This window comes from Chloracidobacterium thermophilum B (assembly GCF_000226295.1).
GTDB lineage: Bacteria > Acidobacteriota > Blastocatellia > Chloracidobacteriales > Chloracidobacteriaceae > Chloracidobacterium > Chloracidobacterium thermophilum.
Genome location: NC_016024.1, coordinates 901,590 through 918,036, shown reverse-complemented (window position 1 = coordinate 918,036; position 16,447 = coordinate 901,590). Strand labels below are relative to the sequence as shown.

Sequence of the window (16,447 nt, the reverse complement as noted above, 5' to 3'; positions counted from 1 at the left end):
TGACCCATGCCCGGTTTTCTCGCTGACGCCGACCTGACACCCAATCGCATCGAACAGGCACGCCAGCGCAAGGGGCACTACATTGACCTGACGAGCAGCAACCCAACCCACCAGGGGTTGCTGTTTCCGCCGGATGTGCTGCGGGCGGCGGCGGCCGGCTACTGGAACAGCCGGTGTTACTGTCCCGATCCGCACGGCTGGCCGCCAGCGCGGGAGGTCATTGCGGCGGACTACGCCCGCCGTACACCGCCGCTTGAGGTAGCACCGGATAACATTTTCATCACCGCCAGCACGAGTGAAGCCTACAGCCTGCTCTTTGCGCTGCTCACCGAACCGGGCGACAACGTGCTGGGTCCCGATGTCACGTATCCGCTGTTTGAGCATCTGGCGGCCATGCACCACGTGGAATTGCGTACCTACCGGCTGGATGAAGCCCACGGCTGGCGGATTGATGAGGATTCACTGCTCGCGGCAACTGATGCGCAGACCCGTGCCGTTCTGGTGGTGTCGCCCCACAATCCCACCGGGATGATCGTCCAACAACCACTGCCGGCGCTCTGCCAGCTTGGGTTGCCCGTCATCTGTGACGAGGTGTTTGCCACTTTTACCTACCGGGCCTCAACCAGCCCGCCGCTGGGAACCTTGCACCCGGAACTTCCGGTCTTTCATCTTGACGGTATTTCCAAACGCCTGGCCCTGCCCGATCTGAAGTTGGGCTGGATCGCGCTGAACGAACCAGCCGCGGCCAGATTCGGGACGCGGCTGGAAATCCTCAACGATGCCTTTCTGAGCGCCAATGCCCTGACCCAGTTCATGCTGCCGACGCTGTTTGAGCAGGGGCAGGCTTTCGTACAGCACATGCGCGACCGCCTGCGGGCGGCGCTCGATCTGGCGCTTGCCCGGCTGCGCGGCTGCCCGCAGGTGACCGTCCACCCGCCGGATGGCGGCTACTACCTGTTTCCACGGATTGCCGGGTGGGAGGACGAAGAAGCCCTTGTACTGGAACTCCTCGAACATGGCGTCCTCGTGCATCCCGGCTACTTCTACGGCTGCGAGCAGGGCGTTCACCTCATGCTGTCCTGCCTGACAGAACCCGACCAGCTCCGGGCCGGCCTCGACATCCTTGCCCGCCATCTCTGAATGGCATCTCTGAACGACGCTTTTTCCCGGCTGCCCGTCCGGGCAGCGCCGCTAAAACGTCATCCGAAACCCGACCTGTATCTGACGCGGCGGAAAAGCGCGCCGGTAGCGATCAGGGGTGACGATGAACCGCCCGCCACGGCGCGGCGGAAGATTGAACTCGGTGTTGAGCGGAGGATTCACCGGTGGGAAGGTACGTCCGAACTCGCGCACATTGGTTCGGTTGAAAAGGTTGAAGGCTTCGACAATGCCTTCGAGCTTGAAGCGGTCCCGGTTGATGCAACGCCGCGCCAGGCGCACGTCGAGATTGTAGAACGCTGGCGTCACCCCGACGTTGCGCCCCAGCCCGGCCGGCCGGTCATTGGCATCGCCGTTCCGATTCAAATCCACCCCGGCCAGCAGATTCCACGGACGCCCCGAAACCGCCGTGAAGATGTAGGACAGGGTGTAATCCCGCAGCAGAAGGTGTTTGGAATAGTCCAGCTTCCACACCCCGGACATCACCAGCCGGTGGCGGGCATCCTGAATGGACAGCGCACGCTCCTGACGCACGTCGAGTGGCTCGGCAAATTCCTGCAAAGACGTACGGAAATCCACATAGTTGTCAATGGCTTTCGACAACGTGTAGCTGGCGCGACCGGTGAAGCGTCCGACCCGCCGTTCTACGCCAAAGGTGACGCCGTGATAGTAACTGTCATAGGCGGCGGCATATTCATTCACCGTTCCCCGGCGGGGATCGAGACGGCCGTTAATGACACTGTCGAGCGGATCGACACCCGGACGGACGACCGGGTTGATGTTGCGCAGCGACAGAATGCGGTTGCCCCGCACGTAGTTATAAACGACCGAAAACAACGTTGAGCCAAGCTGGGACTCCAGGCTGAGGCTGGCCTGCTGGGTGTAACTGACCGGCAGGCGCCGGGCAAACTGAAACTCCAGTCCAAACTGGGGGACAGGCTGAATACCAAAGGGGAAATCGCCCGACGGAGGAAGCTGCCGGTTGGGTTGGGTAAAGGGCAGGATGCTGAAGGGAAACGGCAAAACGAGTGTCCGGCGCGTCAACGGGACGATGGTAAAAATCGGAAACGTCAGATTGCTGGCCGTGAACAGGCCGTAGCCGCTCCGTACGGTCAGTTTCTGGAGAGGCTGCCAGACCAAGGCGATGCGGGGTGATACAAAGCCTTTGTTTTCCGGCGTACTGCGCGCGCGTATCAGGTCATAGCGCACACCAAGATTGAGCCTTACGGCCGGATGCAGCGAAACATCATCCAGGGCAAACAGGCTCCAGGCGGTTTGCGGTATCCGCGTCGGCTGTGGGTCAAGAAAGCCCTGCCGGTAGTCATTCGTGATGGGCAGGACATCCAGGGGCAGCACCGGAAAGCCGGGGAAACGGTTGGGCAGACCAGCCCCGATGAGTGCCAGCACCGCCTGCTGCTGGGGTGTGCGCAATGTCGGGTCAAAAGCCTGGAGCGCCGACATGGACGGCGAGCCGGGCGGACCGCCCAAGGCGGCAAGGCTGACGGCTGAGAAGATAGCCTGACCACCTTCACTGGCCGGCTGGCGCTGCCGTGAATCCACCCGCAGGACATCCCCGCCGAATTTCATCTGGTGGCGGCCACGCACCAACCCTACCGAGGTGAAAAACTGGTAGGTCTGGGTGTCGCGGAACTGGGGCAGAACGAGGGATTTCCCAAAAATGACCTGTCCTTCCGGGGCATTGATGGCAATGCGCGGCCCCGGATCGGTGGCACCGATGTCCTGCAGGCGGGTGCTGTAGAGAAAGCGGCTTTCCACCACAAAGGCCTGTTGGCTGACAAATGTGTTGTTGACGGCCAGGTTGTGATCGGTCAGCCGCTGCTCTCCGGTGAAGGTGCTGGCGGTCAACCCTCCGAAGGGTTCAAAAGCCGTATTCACCTGCCCCCCGTAGTTGTAGCGCACCGTGAGGTTGTCTTCCGGTGTGATCTGCCAATCCCCCCGGACAAGGGCCGTCGAGCCACCGGTGCTGAAGGGAATGCTTCCGGTCTCGAACCGAAATCCATTGCGCAGCGCTGCAGCGCGCACGGTGTCGGAAATGGTCACGACGGTGTTCTGCCTGATGTTGAGCCGCTCTCCGGTCACAAAGAAAAACGCCCGGTTGCGCCACAGCGGGCCCCCGGCCGTGAGGCCATACTGGTACTGCTCGAAAGGCGGCTTGCCGGGCGTGAGGGATTCCCGCGCACTCAGGGCGGCGTTGCGAAAGAAGCCAAAGAGTGACCCGCGAAACTGGTTGTCGCCGGACTTTGTGATGATGTTGATGATGCCGCCCAGCGCGCGTCCGAACTCGGCGGAATAGCCATCCGAAACAACCTGAAACTCACGCACCGCCTCCTGCGAAAATGTCGAGCGGATGCTCCCGGACGTGGCATCGTTGTTGTCCAGCCCGTCAATGGTGAGGTTGTTCAGCCGTGGTGACTGGGCATTGAAGGAAATGCCCGACGTTGCCGTAGCGCCCTGGTCGGGCAGGTTGTCCGGGACAGTTCGCGCCGCTGTAATGGCAAATTGCAGGAAGTCACGCCGGTTGATGGGGAGTGCCGGGATTTCATTCTGCCGGATGTTCGTGGCCGATTCAGCCGCATTGCGGGCATCGGCCACGACTTCGATAACGTCGGTCGTCCCAGCCGTGGCCAGTGTGATAACCACCAGCGCCGTTGTGCCAAGCGAAAGGCGGATGGTCTGCCGCCTGTCCTCAAAGCCGGCCGCCCGGGCGCGCAGTTCGTAGTCCCCCGGCGGCAGGTTGAGAAATTCGTACGTGCCGTCCTCACGGGATTGAACCGTACGCTGTATCCCGGTTCCCACCTGAAGGCAGACCATTTCCGTGCCGCCGATGACCGCCCCGGAAGCGTCGCAGACCCGCCCGGTGATCGTGCCGGTTGTTGAACCGCTCTGGGCGTAGCCCACCGGTGAAAACAACCACAGCGCCAGAACCAACAAGCTGATAATCCAGGGAACACGAACTGCCATGACCCAAGTCTGACCTTGATGGACTTTGTGACACAAAAACCAAAAAAGCGTGATTAAACTGTTTCAATCGGCCCCGCCAGGGACTTTGTGAGCGGCGTCCACCCTCAAATAGCTCAGGCAAGCAAATTTCGGGCGCAGTTCCGGCGGACGACCTGCCAGGGATCATATCCGTCCCGCGCGTGCAGGCAGCGCCGGATGTCTTCGGCATTCGAGTAGTCCACAAGAAATTTGAGTGGGTACTCCCAGAAAGCGTGGGCGATGAGCGGCCAGCCGCCCGGTGCATGCGCATTGAAGTAATCAAAATGCACGTCGGCTGTGTCGGCGTCGTCGAAGTTGAAGTGCAGCGACGCCACGGGCGTGTCGTTTTCCGAGAAGTTGTATCGCTCTGGATGCAGACGGCTGTTGAACCGGCCACGCCAGGTTTGGCGCAGATCGGTAAAAGTGGCGTCAGCGCGCAGATCAGAAAGCAGGGATGCCGTTCCGTAGCGCGGATGGAAGCGCAGACCGTTGAAGCCCACTTCCTGGTTCGGCTGCTCGAACCCGACGTGTTGCCACAGATGCTTGCGTTTGAGCGCCCAGTAGAAGTTGAGCAGGTCGCCCCGCCGCCGACCAAACCAGGCAAAGTCAGTGGCCGTCACCCCCGCCACGCCCAACTCGGCCTGCACGGATGGGTGCAGGGCATCCCAGGTGGGCAGGGACGGCTCATCAATGGGTGTGCGCGTCCGGGCCAGCCACGTTCTCAACACATCCACGCGACCTAGGCCGGCTCATCCTTGGGCACAAGGCCGATGCAGTGATAGCCGCCGTCCACGTAAATGACCTCACCGGTGATGCCACGCCCCATGTGCGACACCAGAAACAGGGCCGTGTCGGCGACTTCGGCCACTTCCGTGGGCCGGCGCAGCGGGGCCACGGCGGCATGGTGTTTGAGCATTTTGGTAAATCCCTGAATGCCCCGTGCCGCAAGCGTGTTGATGGGGCCGGCAGAAATGGCATTGACACGAATGCCATAAGGGCCCAGGTCGGCCGCCAGATACCGTACGCTGGCTTCGAGCGCCGCCTTGGCCACGCCCATGACGTTATATCCGACGACAGCCCGCTCACTGCCGAGATACGTCAGCGTCACGATGCTGCCGCCGTGGTCTTTCATCAGGGGCAGTGCTGCCCGCGCCACAGCCGTCAGCGAGTAGGCGCTGATGTCATGGGCGATGCGGAAGCCTTCGCGGGAGGTGTCCACAAACGCTCCTTCCAGGTCTTCCTTGGGCGCGTAGGCCACGGCATGCACGAGAAAATCCAGCGTACCAAAGTTGGTTTTGACAGCCTCGAAGAACGCCGCAATGTCGGCGTCACTGGTGACATCACAGGGGGCGACGAACGGATTGTCCAGCGTGGCCGCCAGTTCACGGACGTTGGCTTCAAGACGTTCGTTCTGGTAGTTGAGCGCCAGCGTTGCACCGGCCTGTGCCGTCGCCTGGGCAATCCCCCAGGCGATGCTGCGCTTATTTGCCACGCCGAGAATCACACCTTTTTTACCGGTAAGCATGATGAGGGGTCCTACCACACAGTGAGGATATGGATGGCCGGGCCAAACCACTGCCAACCATAATGGAAAAAGGCTTCGGTTGACTACCGAAGCCTCAAACGGGCATGCCCGTTGTGTCTGTCGCTGCTTCCTGCGGCCAGGCCGGTGAAGGGCCGGACGTACCACAGATCAGGATTGGATCAGGACTAACCGCCGCCTTTCTTGAGTTCGACCAGTACCTGTTTGGCCACCGCCTTGAGCGTATCGAAAACACCCGTGCCCTTGTAGGCGACAGCTTCAAACACCGGCTCGCCTTTGCGCATGAGTTCTTTTTTGAGTTCTTCGACCGGCAGGGCGCTGGGCAGGTCACGCTTGTTGAGCTGCAGGACGTACGGAATTTTCATCAGGTCATAGCCCTGTGCCTTGAGGTTCTGCTCCAGGTTCCAGAGCGACTCGATGTTGGCATCCATACGCTCTTCCTGCGAGTCGGCCACGAAGACCACACCATCCACGCCTTTGAGAATCAGCTTGCGGCTGGCGTCGTAAAAGACCTGTCCCGGCACGGTGTAGAGGTGGAAACGGGTCTTGAAGCCCCGTACGGTGCCGAGTTCCAGCGGGAGAAAGTCAAAAAACAGCGTCCGGTCGGTTTCCGTGGCCAGGCTGATCAGCTTGCCCTTCGCCTGCGGAGAAGTCGTGTCGTAAATATATTGCAGGTTCGTCGTCTTCCCGCCAAGACCGGGGCCGTAATAGACGAGCTTACAGTTGATTTCACGGGCAGCGTAATTGATGAACGTCAAGGCAAGCCACTCCTCGCACTACAGACAGAACCTGAAAAAGCGCTTGGGCGTAGAAATGTTGTTCCTCTACACCTTCTCAATCAGAAAACAAGTTGTCAATATCGTCCTCGGTGATTTCGGCAAAGGGTGATTCAAGATTGACGCCACGGGCCTTTTCTTCCTCGACCTTGCGGGCGATGGCTTCCAGCACTTCCGCCATATCGGTTGCGGCCCGCTTGACCCGGAGGCGCACCAGCCCCAAACTCGACCGCTCATCAAAGATGACGACCAGGATCACCCGCTGTGCCACAATCGAGATGTGGATGTTATCCCGTTCCCCCTCGTGTGACAGAACCGGAAACTCTTTCTCGCCAACCAGATGCGCCAGTGCATCCGTGGCAGCGACATTGCCGGCGGTCAGTGAAGCCAGACTCGTGGTGTCAATGGCGCCAACATCTCCGTGGTCGGCGATCTTCTGACCGTTCTTGTCGATCAGAAACACCATCCGGGCGTTGGCGTCTTCACACAGGCGGGCAATGATGTTCTTGATTTGCTGATACTCTTCACCGTAGAGCACCAGCGCGGCACTTGACATGTTTTACCATCCTCGTCGAGAAAGGTAGCGCGTGCTGCCTGGTTTGGCTATTCCCATATTACATCAGCAGCCATAATCTCTCGTCCAGTGGACGCGGTCGAAGCATCAGCTCCGTCATTCATACGTTGGCGGCTTACAAGGCGCGGCTTGGATACCAGGCTGAAACTCCATTTTATTGCCATCCGCCATCCAAGTCCCGCACCAGCGCAGCAATGTGCCTGAAGTGACCAGTTTCATAGCATAGGCGAAAAAACGCTTTCAAGGGCATTTCTCGGAAGCCAAACCACCAACCGGGCAGGTGCGACCGCAGCTTCCCAAGGGAATCACAAAACCAAGGCTTTCTTGACGCCACCCAGGTGATTCCTTAGTATCCCCCACCGGGCCTGACTTCTCCGCTGAAGCGTCCGGCACGTCAGGCAAGCGGTCTTGGCAACGCTGATTTTACTTCACCTCTCCCGATTTCCTTCCAGCCCAAGGCACATTCATGCTTCTCGACAAGGTTCTTGCCAAAATCTTTGGTAGCGCCAATGAACGCTACCTCAAGCGGATTCGCCCCCTTGTGTCGGCCATCAACGACCGGGAAGCCAGGCTCCAGGCACTGTCCGACGCCGAGCTGCAGGCGCAGACGGCACGTTTCAAGGAACGGCTGGACCAGGGTGAGTCTCTGGATGACCTGTTGCCGGATGCTTTTGCCACGGTCCGCGAAGCCTCGCGGCGTGTGACCGGGATGCGCCACTTTGATGTCCAGCTCATCGGCGGCATCGCCCTCCACCACGGACGCATTGCCGAAATGCGTACCGGCGAAGGCAAAACCCTTGTGGCCACCCTGCCGGTGTATCTCAACGCGCTGACAGGACGCGGCGTGCACGTCGTCACCGTCAATGACTACCTGGCCAAGCGCGACGCCGAGTGGATGGGCAAGATTTACCGGTTTCTGGGCCTTTCTGTCGGCGTCATCCAGAACCATCTCTACGATGACGAACGCCGCGCGGCCTATGCCTGCGACATCACCTACGGCACCAACAACGAGTTCGGCTTCGATTACCTGCGCGACAACATGAAGTATTCGGTCAAATCCTGCGTCCAGCGTGGTCACTATTTCGCCATCGTGGACGAAGTGGATTCGATCCTCATTGACGAAGCCCGCACACCGCTCATCATCGCCGGCCCCTCGGACGAATCGAGTGAAAAGTATTACCTCGCCAACGATGTCATTCCCAAGCTCAACCCGGCCACCGACTACCTGGTGGATGAAAAAACGCACACGGCGGCGCTGACCGAAAGCGGCATCGAACGGGTTGAAAAGCTGCTTGGGGTTGAAAACCTCTACGATCCGGCCAACTTCGAGCTGTTGCACTGCGTCAATCAGGCGCTCAAGGCCCATACCCTCTATCACCGCGACAAGGAATACATGGTGCGGGATGGGCAGGTCATCATCGTGGATGAACACACCGGGCGTCCGATGGACGGACGGCGCTGGTCAGATGGTCTGCACCAGGCAGTGGAAGCCAAGGAAGGCGTCAAAATTGAGGCCGAAACCCAGACGCTGGCGACCATCACCCTCCAGAACTACTTCCGCATGTACGAAAAGCTGGCCGGGATGACTGGCACGGCTGAAACCGAAGCGGCGGAATTTGCCAAGATTTACAACCTGGAAGTCACCGTGATCCCGACGCACCGGCCGATGATTCGGCAGGATTATCCTGACCTCATTTACCGGACGGCCGAAGAGAAATGGAACGCCATTGTTGAAGAAATCAAGGAACGGCACCAGACCGGTCAGCCGATCCTGGTCGGGACAGCTTCGGTTGCCAACTCGGAACTCGTTTCGCGGAAGCTTTCCGCTATTGGCATTCCTCACAACGTGCTGAATGCCAAGTACCACGAACGGGAAGCGGAAATCGTTGCCCAGGCGGGGCGCAAGGGGATGGTCACGATTGCCACCAACATGGCTGGCCGCGGTACGGACATTCTGCTTGGCGGCAATCCCGAATTTCTGACTGACGCCGAACTGCGCCGGCAGGGACGCAATCCGGCGGAAGTGCCGCCGGAAGAGCGCCAGGCCCTGTTTGAGCAGATCAAAGCCCAGACCGACCGGGAGCATGCCGAAGTCGTAGCGCTCGGCGGGCTGCACATCATCGGGAGTGAACGCCACGAATCCCGCCGCATTGACAACCAGTTGCGCGGCCGCGCCGGCCGGCAGGGCGACCCCGGTTCCTCACGGTTCTACCTGTCACTCGAAGACGACCTGATGCGCATCTTCGGCGGCGAACGGCTCAAGAACATCATGCTGACGCTGGGCATGGAAGAAGGCGTCGCCATCGAAAGCCGCATGGTGTCGCGGCGGGTGGAAGCCGCCCAGAAGTCGGTCGAAGCCCATAACTTTTCCATCCGCAAGCATCTGCTCGAATATGACGATGTGATGAACCTTCAGCGCGAAACCATTTACAACCTGCGGCGCGAGTTGATGGAAGGCGCAGAAGGTGGGCGGCAATTCATTCACCTGGCCGAGGACCTGCTCGCGGATGTCATCCGGCGCTACCTCCACGGGCGCCCGGAAGAATGGGACGTGGACGGCCTGCGCGTGGCTTTACTCGATCTCTATGCCTATGATTGCGAAGCCGAAAAGCTCGACTTCGAGCACCTGAACCGGGAAGAAATCCGCGCCAAGGTGTGGCAGACCGTCCTTGAGCGATACCGGGCACGGGAAGCCAAGATTGGAGCTGAAAATCTGCGCCAACTCGAACGCCACGTGATGCTCAATATCGTTGATGCTCACTGGAAAAAGCATCTCGCCACGCTCGACCATCTCAAGGAAGGCGTCGGCCTGCGCGGGTACGGGCAGAAAGACCCTCTGATTGAATACAAGAAAGAATCCAGCCGGCTCTTTGAAGAGATGATTGACCGGATGGATGAGGAATGCGTGCGCATCCTGTTCAACATGCGTATTGAGGTCGCTGAAGCCTCAGCGCTTGACTTCGAGAATGAACTGGTCGCCGGCGATGAAGCTGCCAGTGACGAGTTTGAAGTTGCTGGTGAACTTGCCGGCGAAGTGCCTGCGCCTCCCACGCTTCCGCGCCGGGTTGCACAACGTGCCCCAACGGCTTCCCTGCCAACCTCCCGCCCGGCGACCGGGCAGGTGTACACGGCCGCCAACGCCGGTGCCGCCCGGGCCGGTGAAGGCGGAACGGTCGTCCGCCGCACACCCAAGATCGGACGCAACGAACCCTGCCCCTGCGGCTCTGGCAAGAAGTACAAAAACTGCCACGGCGCATAAGTGGTTTGTAAAGCAAAGCGTGGCATTTTCCCGGCTACTCTGATAAAGGTACGGGCAGTACCCGTATTTCATTTCGACACACCACCGCCTGCCCCAAGCTGGCGCGATTGTTCTCAGGTGGCTGGGCGGTCGGCGACCATGACACATGCAGACAACAACTCGAGCGGCGACAGCGCTTTCGCTGGCGCTTTCCCTCTGTCTGACGTTGGCGACGGGATGTGGAACGGCCTCCCGCAAACTCATGGCCGGCACAGATGCCAAGCCGGCCAAATGTGAGCCGGGCAAACAAGGCGGGACACTCCGGCTGGCGCTGTCCTTTGGACCTTTGACCTTCAACCCCTTCGTGGATTCCACCCCCGATACGCTGGCTGTCCTGCGTAAGCTCTACGGCACGCTGCTGGATTACGACTTTGAAAAACAGGTTGTCGAGGACAGCGGTCTGGCCACGGCGGTCTCCCTGGCCGGTGACGGGAAAACCTACCGGGTGACGCTCCGCAAGTGCTTTTTTTCGGATGGCTCTCCCCTGGTGCCGGATGATGTGGTCTTCTCGTACGAACAAGCTCTCAAGGCTGGCTCTGCCCTGAGCGACCTGCTCAAAACCGGCGTGGGCAATGAACGCGGGGAAGCCAGGTTCAGCATCGTTGACGCCCAAACCGTAGAGATTCAATTCAACGATGCCATCTCGGCTGATGCTGCGAAGTTTGTCTTTGCCCGGATTCCCATTGTCTCCAAAACCAACTTCCCGACGGTTGCGGATGACCCGACCAAAATCGCCTGCTCCGGGCCTTTTGTCGTCAAATCATTTTCACCCAACAAGGAGCTTCGGCTGGCAGCCAATCCGAACTACTGGAAAGTGGACAATGCCGGTACGGTGCTGCCCTACCTCAACGAAGTCGTCTATGACCTGGGGGTGGATCGCAAGACCCAGTCGGAGCGGTTCGTCGAAGGCAAGTACGATGTCATTGACTACCTGCTGCCAGAGCAGGCCAAGGCCGTGGAGGGACAGGCCAAGGTACGTAATGCCGGCGGCTCGCTGCGCGTGTGGACGCTGGTCGGCAACACGCGGATTGACCAGACCAAGGTGGACCGGAACCGCGCCAAGCATTTTCTCAATGATGACTTCCGGGAAGCTGTCTCACGGCTCATTGACCGCAAACGCCTGGCCGCGTCCGTGCTGGGGGGCAACGCCGACCCCTGCTTTGGTCTCATCACCCCCGGCAATACCACCTGGTATGACCCGAATGCACCCCGCTATGAACCCAATGTGGAAACGGCCAAAGCGGCCCTGCAGGCCGCCGGCTACAGTTACCGGGACGGCAAACTCATTGACGGGATCAAGACGCCGGTACGCTTCAAGTTCACTGTTCCCAAAGAGCCAACCGCTGTTGCCATCGGGCAGTCCATCGTACAGGACCTGACCGCGGCCGGACTGGACATCGTGCTGGACGAACAACCCCTGGAAAAGTGGTGGAAAGCGTTGACCTCCGGGGTTTTCGACATGATTCTGGTCGAAATTCAGCCGGAACTTCCCGACCCCATCTTCCTTCAGCCCTTTGTGACCGGCAGCCGCCCCTACTTTGCCGAACCGGTTATTACCAACGCGCAAACGGACCTGCGGGGCTACGACTGGTTCAAGAAAATAGCCAAAAACTTCGACCTGGCACTGCGCCAGAAAACCATTGAAGAGCGGCGCAAACTCTATAACGATTTTCAGCGAAGCTGGAATGAGGTCACGCCGGTTCTGCACCTTGTCTCGGAACACACCATTGCCGGGGCCCGCTCCAATGTGCTGAACATCCGCCTGGCGAAATTCGACCCCGCTGCCACGTGGAATCTCGAGGAGCTTTACCTCAAGTAACCATCTCGTCTGTCAAGCGTCGTCTGCTGTACTATGGGTTTTCGCAGTGTGTGTAAGTCATGAAAGCCTGTCCGCAATGTCGGCGCACGTACACGGCAGACATCGCCTTTTGTCCCTACGACGGAAGGCCACTGTCCCAGGTGTCCGATGAAGAAGAACTGGGCGAAGACCCGCTCGTAGGGCGGGTCTTCATAGACCGCTACCACCTCACGGCGCGCATTGGTGAAGGTGGGATGTGTACGGTGTACCGTGGCACTCACGTCCTGACGCGCAAACTCTGGGCGGTCAAGATTCTCCACGCCGAACTGGCGGCCCAGCGCCGTGCGGTCAAGCGGTTTCAGAAAGAAGCCCAGGCAGCCAGCCGCATTGACCACGCCAATGTCATTCAGGTCACGGACTTCGGGACGAGCGAGGAAGGCTACGTCTATCTGGTTATGGAGTATCTGGAAGGCTCGACACTCAAGCGGGCCATCCAGACCGACGGGCCGTTTACGCTCGAACGGACGGTGCACATCGTACGGCAGATTGGGGACGCCCTGGATGCCGCGCATGCCCAGAATGTCATTCACCGCGACCTCAAACCGGAAAACATCATGCTCCTGCCCACGGAAGAAGCCGAGCGGGAACGGGTCAAGGTGCTTGATTTCGGGATCGCCAAGGTACAGGAAGACACCACGGACAGCGCTCCACTCACGGCGCAGAACATGGTTATGGGCACGCCGCAGTACATGTCTCCCGAACAGGCCAAGGGACTCGAACTCGATGCCCGGTCAGACATCTACAGTCTGGGGATCATCACCTACGAAATGCTGACCGGCAAAACCCCATTTCACGGCGGCCCATCCAAAGTCATCCTGAGCAAGCATGCCAACGAGATTCCCCCTTCGCCCCGCCGGCTGCGGCCCGACCTGTCGGCGCATGTCGAGCGCGTCATCATGCGGGCGCTTGAGAAAAGCCCCCTGCGGCGGCAGCAGTCAGGCAGTGAATTTGCCCGTGAACTGGAACTGGCAGTGCGCCTGGCAGCCACCATGACCAAGCGGGAGACAGAGCGCACACCGGTCATCACCGTACCGGCACTTCCCAGTGCGCCGGAAGTGGTTGAACCACCACCGCCGCCGCCAAGCCTTCCGGTTGATACCGTCATGGCCTCCCAGACAGTCGTGGCCCGTGAAGTTCCCCGGCGGAGCGCAACCTGGCGCACAGTCATCATTGTGGCTGTCGTCATAGCGTGTGTGCTTCTGGGCAGCATCATTTGGTGGTCCCTGCGAGGTTAGCCAACGGTCTTTTGACGACATGCCGCGTGCCTTCCCTGTCGTATTTCACCGCAGCCAGGCGTGTCGTGTGATTCCACGTGTGAGGACTTCTCCCTGTGAAGCGACGTTCCTTTCTCAGCCACCTGGCCTTTTCCCCGGTGGCCTGGTCCCTCCTGCGGCTACAGACGGAAGGGGCAGAGACGGATGCCCTGCTTTCCGGTCCGCTGGTTGGTTACAGCGAAATGACCGAAACGATGATCTGGCTGCAAACCCGGCGGCCGGCCCGCGTCCAGGTACGCTATTGGGTGCAGGGCAAGCCGGAGACGACCCGGCTCAGTGAGGAATACCGCACAACCCACGCCGGAGACGGCATCGCCAAATTCACCCTTTCCGGGCTGACCTTTGGCACACGCTATGACTACGAAGTTTATGTGGATGGAGCGCGCATTGAGCGGCCCTATCCGATGACCTTTCAAACCCAGCCGATGTGGAAATGGCGGACGGAGCCACCGCCCTTCAAAGTGGCTTTTGGTTCGTGCCACTACGTCAATGACCCGCCCTTTGACCGTCCGGGGCGACCCTATGGCGATTCGCCCAAGGTATTTTCCGCCATCCTGGCTCAGAAGCCGGACCTGATGCTGTGGCTCGGCGACAACTGCTACTACCGCGAAGCGGACTACCAGACAGAAGCCGGGATGCGGTATCGCTATGCCCACACCCGCGCCCAGGCGGAACTCCAACCGCTGTGGGCGGCTGTTCACCACTACGCCATCTGGGATGACCACGACTACGGGCCGAATGATTCGGATCGCACGTTCCGCCGTCGGGATACGGCCCTGCGCATTTTCCGGGACTACTGGTGTAACCCGACCCACGGCACACCAGAAACGCCGGGCTGCTTTTTCCGGTTTGACTGGGCTGATGTTGAGTTCTTCATGCTCGACGGGCGTTACCACCGGATGCCCAATCACCTGCCCGACGACGCACCAGACAAAACCATGTTGGGGCCGGAGCAACTCGGCTGGCTGCTGGAGTCATTGCGTTCCAGCGAGGCCACGTTCAAGGTGGTCGCCAGCGGCGGACAGGTGCTCAACCCTGTTTCTCCCTGGGAGTGCTTCGGCCGGTTCAAGGTTGAACAGTCCCGGATATTCGATTTCATCCGTTCGGAGAAAATCCCCGGTGTCGTCTTCATTTCGGGAGATCGCCACCTGGCCGAACTCAACCGGCGCCTGGAACCGAATCTCTATCCGCTCTACGACTTCACATCGAGTTCCCTGACCGCCGGTGTGGCCAAGCTCTCCAAAGCCGAGCAGGACAACCCCTGCCGGGTGCCGGGGACACTCGTTGAGAAGCACAACTTCGGCATTCTGGAGTTTTCCGGCCCACGCGCCAACCGGCTGCTCACCATGCGCTGCTTTGACGAGAACGGCGATGAGCAGTGGAAGCGGGAAATTCCCATCAGCGAGTTGCGCTTTCCACGTCCATCGGAAGAATCAGAACGGTAGATTGAAAGGCGACGTTCGGCTACGATAGTCCGTTGCGGCAGTGCCGCCGACATTTTCCTATTGGTTTCCGTCGTCATTTACCAGCCATGTCTTTTGCGCCAATGCGTTCCCGCCGCTGGATACTATGGTTTCTCACCGGCTGGCTGCTGTTGGTTGGAATGCCCGGGAACCCTGTGGCCAACGCACAAGCACAGCCAACCGTCCTGAAGCCGGAAGCCCCGCCGGACAGTGACCTTCCCCCGGTTCAACGGGACACCCTGCTGACCGGGCTGCCCATCCTGGTGGTGGAACGTCCCGGCTCGACCTCCGTCGCCGTCGCGGTCGTCATCAAGGTAGGCGCGACGTTTGACCGGGTGGGTAAAGCAGGACTGGCCCGCCTGACGGCCGAGTGCATCCGTAGCGGAGGCGGCGGCTACGACGCCGAACGGGTTCGGCTTGAACTGGAAGAAGCCGAAGCCCAGCTTGAAGTTGATGTGGACTGGGACCAAACCTGCCTCCTGGTGACTGGCCCCGCACGCCAGGCAGCGCCCCTGATTGATCTGCTGGGACGGCTGGTGACAATGCCTGACCTGGCCCGGCGCGATTTTGCCGAAGCCCGCTTCAAGCCCTTTCAGGAAGCGGCCATCACAGCCGCCCGTGCGGCACAAACCGAGGAAGCTGCGGCGGATGCGCTGTTTTTCCAGACCCTCTATGAGGCCCACCCCTACCATCACAACCTGCTGGGGACGCCAGAGAGCCTCGCCGCAATTACGCCGGCCGATGTGGCTGACTTTTACCGTCGGCACTGGCTCCCCAACAATGCGGCCGTCATCATTGTCGGCGACATCACCGCCTCCCAGGTACGCAGTGTCACGCGCCGTGCCTTTGGCGGTTGGGCAAAGGGCAAGCCGGCACCGGCCACCTTCCTGCCGCCTAACCCTCCAGAGCAGCTTCGCCTGGTACACCAACCTCAGACCGGACCTGCCAGCGGGCCGATTCACCTTCGGCTGGGCGGAATTCTACCTGAAGCCACGGCTGAGACCCGCGCCACGTGGCTGGTGCTGACGGAGTTGCTCAAGCGCCGCTGTCAGCCCTGGCAACTGATGCTCTCCCACCGCCGGCTCCCGGACAGCCCGTGGATGCTCAGCGGGGTATGCACCCCGGAAACGGCCCCGGCACAGCTCGAACGGGTACTCCAGCTTCTTGGTGAGTTACGGGATGCGCCACCGGGTGAGACCGATGTTCGTGCGGCACAGGCCGCTGTGGCAGCAGCATACCGTGACCGCGTACCCAACAACCGCGATCTGGCACGGCGCCTCGCGCAACTGGAAACCTACGGCCGCAGCCCGACGGCCGAAGCCGAGGTGCTCAACCGCGTGGCAGCCGTAACGCCGGCAGACTGCCACGCACTGGCGCGTGAGATGCTGGGGCGGGGGCGATTGATTGTCGTTTATGGCGGGGCGGCTTCGTTACAGGCCACCCTGGCCAAATTTGGAACCGTCGAAACCATCCAGCCGTGACCAATGCGTGCTAGAGTAGGCT

Annotated in this window: 11 protein-coding genes; 6 read left to right on the top strand and 5 right to left on the bottom strand. The window is 60.3% G+C overall.

Annotation, left to right across the window (positions count from 1 at the left end; all coding sequences use genetic code 11):
* Window positions 1-6: 6 nt before the first annotated feature.
* On the top strand, window positions 7-1,140 hold the full coding sequence (locus CABTHER_RS03870; protein WP_014099280.1) for a pyridoxal phosphate-dependent aminotransferase: 1,134 nt from the start codon (window positions 7-9) through the stop codon (window positions 1,138-1,140).
* A 51-nt stretch (window positions 1,141-1,191) separates the two neighbouring features.
* On the opposite strand, the gene CABTHER_RS03865 is transcribed toward CABTHER_RS03870, so the two are convergent.
* The 5 genes from CABTHER_RS03865 to CABTHER_RS03845 form a co-directional block, all read right to left on the bottom strand.
* On the bottom strand, window positions 1,192-4,140 hold the full coding sequence (locus tag CABTHER_RS03865; RefSeq protein WP_014099279.1) for a TonB-dependent receptor: 2,949 nt from the start codon (window positions 4,138-4,140) through the stop codon (window positions 1,192-1,194).
* Window positions 4,141-4,253: 113 nt separating this feature from the next.
* A complete protein-coding gene (locus tag CABTHER_RS03860) occupies window positions 4,254-4,886 on the bottom strand; it encodes a hypothetical protein (protein ID WP_148263929.1) in 633 nt (210 codons plus the stop codon).
* 11 nt (window positions 4,887-4,897) lie between these two features.
* Window positions 4,898-5,683: an enoyl-ACP reductase FabI gene (locus tag CABTHER_RS03855; RefSeq protein WP_014099277.1), complete on the bottom strand. Its 786-nt coding sequence runs from the start codon at window positions 5,681-5,683 to the stop codon at window positions 4,898-4,900.
* Between the two features lie 185 nt (window positions 5,684-5,868).
* Window positions 5,869-6,459, bottom strand: a complete 591-nt coding sequence (locus tag CABTHER_RS03850; RefSeq protein ID WP_014099276.1) for a GTP-binding protein — start codon at window positions 6,457-6,459, stop codon at window positions 5,869-5,871.
* A 76-nt stretch (window positions 6,460-6,535) separates the two neighbouring features.
* Window positions 6,536-7,033 (bottom strand): roadblock/LC7 domain-containing protein, encoded by a 498-nt coding sequence (locus tag CABTHER_RS03845; protein WP_014099275.1) that lies wholly within the window; start codon window positions 7,031-7,033, stop codon window positions 6,536-6,538.
* A gap of 484 nt (window positions 7,034-7,517) precedes the next feature.
* On the opposite strand from CABTHER_RS03845, the gene secA reads away from it, so the two are divergent.
* From secA to CABTHER_RS03820, 5 genes are all read left to right on the top strand, one after another.
* Window positions 7,518-10,310: a preprotein translocase subunit SecA gene (gene secA / locus CABTHER_RS03840; protein ID WP_014099274.1), complete on the top strand. Its 2,793-nt coding sequence runs from the start codon at window positions 7,518-7,520 to the stop codon at window positions 10,308-10,310.
* 145 nt (window positions 10,311-10,455) lie between these two features.
* On the top strand, window positions 10,456-12,168 hold the full coding sequence (locus tag CABTHER_RS03835; protein ID WP_014099273.1) for an ABC transporter substrate-binding protein: 1,713 nt from the start codon (window positions 10,456-10,458) through the stop codon (window positions 12,166-12,168).
* Between the two features lie 59 nt (window positions 12,169-12,227).
* On the top strand, window positions 12,228-13,442 hold the full coding sequence (locus tag CABTHER_RS03830) for a protein kinase domain-containing protein (protein WP_014099272.1): 1,215 nt from the start codon (window positions 12,228-12,230) through the stop codon (window positions 13,440-13,442).
* A gap of 95 nt (window positions 13,443-13,537) precedes the next feature.
* Window positions 13,538-14,926 (top strand): alkaline phosphatase D family protein, encoded by a 1,389-nt coding sequence (locus CABTHER_RS03825; protein WP_014099271.1) that lies wholly within the window; start codon window positions 13,538-13,540, stop codon window positions 14,924-14,926.
* Between the two features lie 86 nt (window positions 14,927-15,012).
* A complete protein-coding gene (locus CABTHER_RS03820) occupies window positions 15,013-16,425 on the top strand; it encodes a M16 family metallopeptidase (RefSeq protein ID WP_014099270.1) in 1,413 nt (470 codons plus the stop codon).
* The last annotated feature ends 22 nt before the right edge of the window (window positions 16,426-16,447 follow it).

What these genes read in the sequence shown, in the direction of transcription:
- CABTHER_RS03855 (WP_014099277.1), bottom strand. Translation starts at nt 5,683, where the DNA reads ATGCTTACCGGTAAAAAAGGTGTGATTCTCGGCGTGGCAAATAAGCGC.
- CABTHER_RS03870 (WP_014099280.1), top strand. Translation starts at nt 7, where the DNA reads ATGCCCGGTTTTCTCGCTGACGCCGACCTGACACCCAATCGCATCGAA.
- CABTHER_RS03865 (WP_014099279.1), bottom strand. Translation starts at nt 4,140, where the DNA reads ATGGCAGTTCGTGTTCCCTGGATTATCAGCTTGTTGGTTCTGGCGCTG.
- CABTHER_RS03835 (WP_014099273.1), top strand. Translation starts at nt 10,456, where the DNA reads ATGCAGACAACAACTCGAGCGGCGACAGCGCTTTCGCTGGCGCTTTCC.
- secA (WP_014099274.1), top strand. Translation starts at nt 7,518, where the DNA reads ATGCTTCTCGACAAGGTTCTTGCCAAAATCTTTGGTAGCGCCAATGAA.
- CABTHER_RS03845 (WP_014099275.1), bottom strand. Translation starts at nt 7,033, where the DNA reads ATGTCAAGTGCCGCGCTGGTGCTCTACGGTGAAGAGTATCAGCAAATC.
- CABTHER_RS03820 (WP_014099270.1), top strand. Translation starts at nt 15,013, where the DNA reads ATGTCTTTTGCGCCAATGCGTTCCCGCCGCTGGATACTATGGTTTCTC.
- CABTHER_RS03830 (WP_014099272.1), top strand. Translation starts at nt 12,228, where the DNA reads ATGAAAGCCTGTCCGCAATGTCGGCGCACGTACACGGCAGACATCGCC.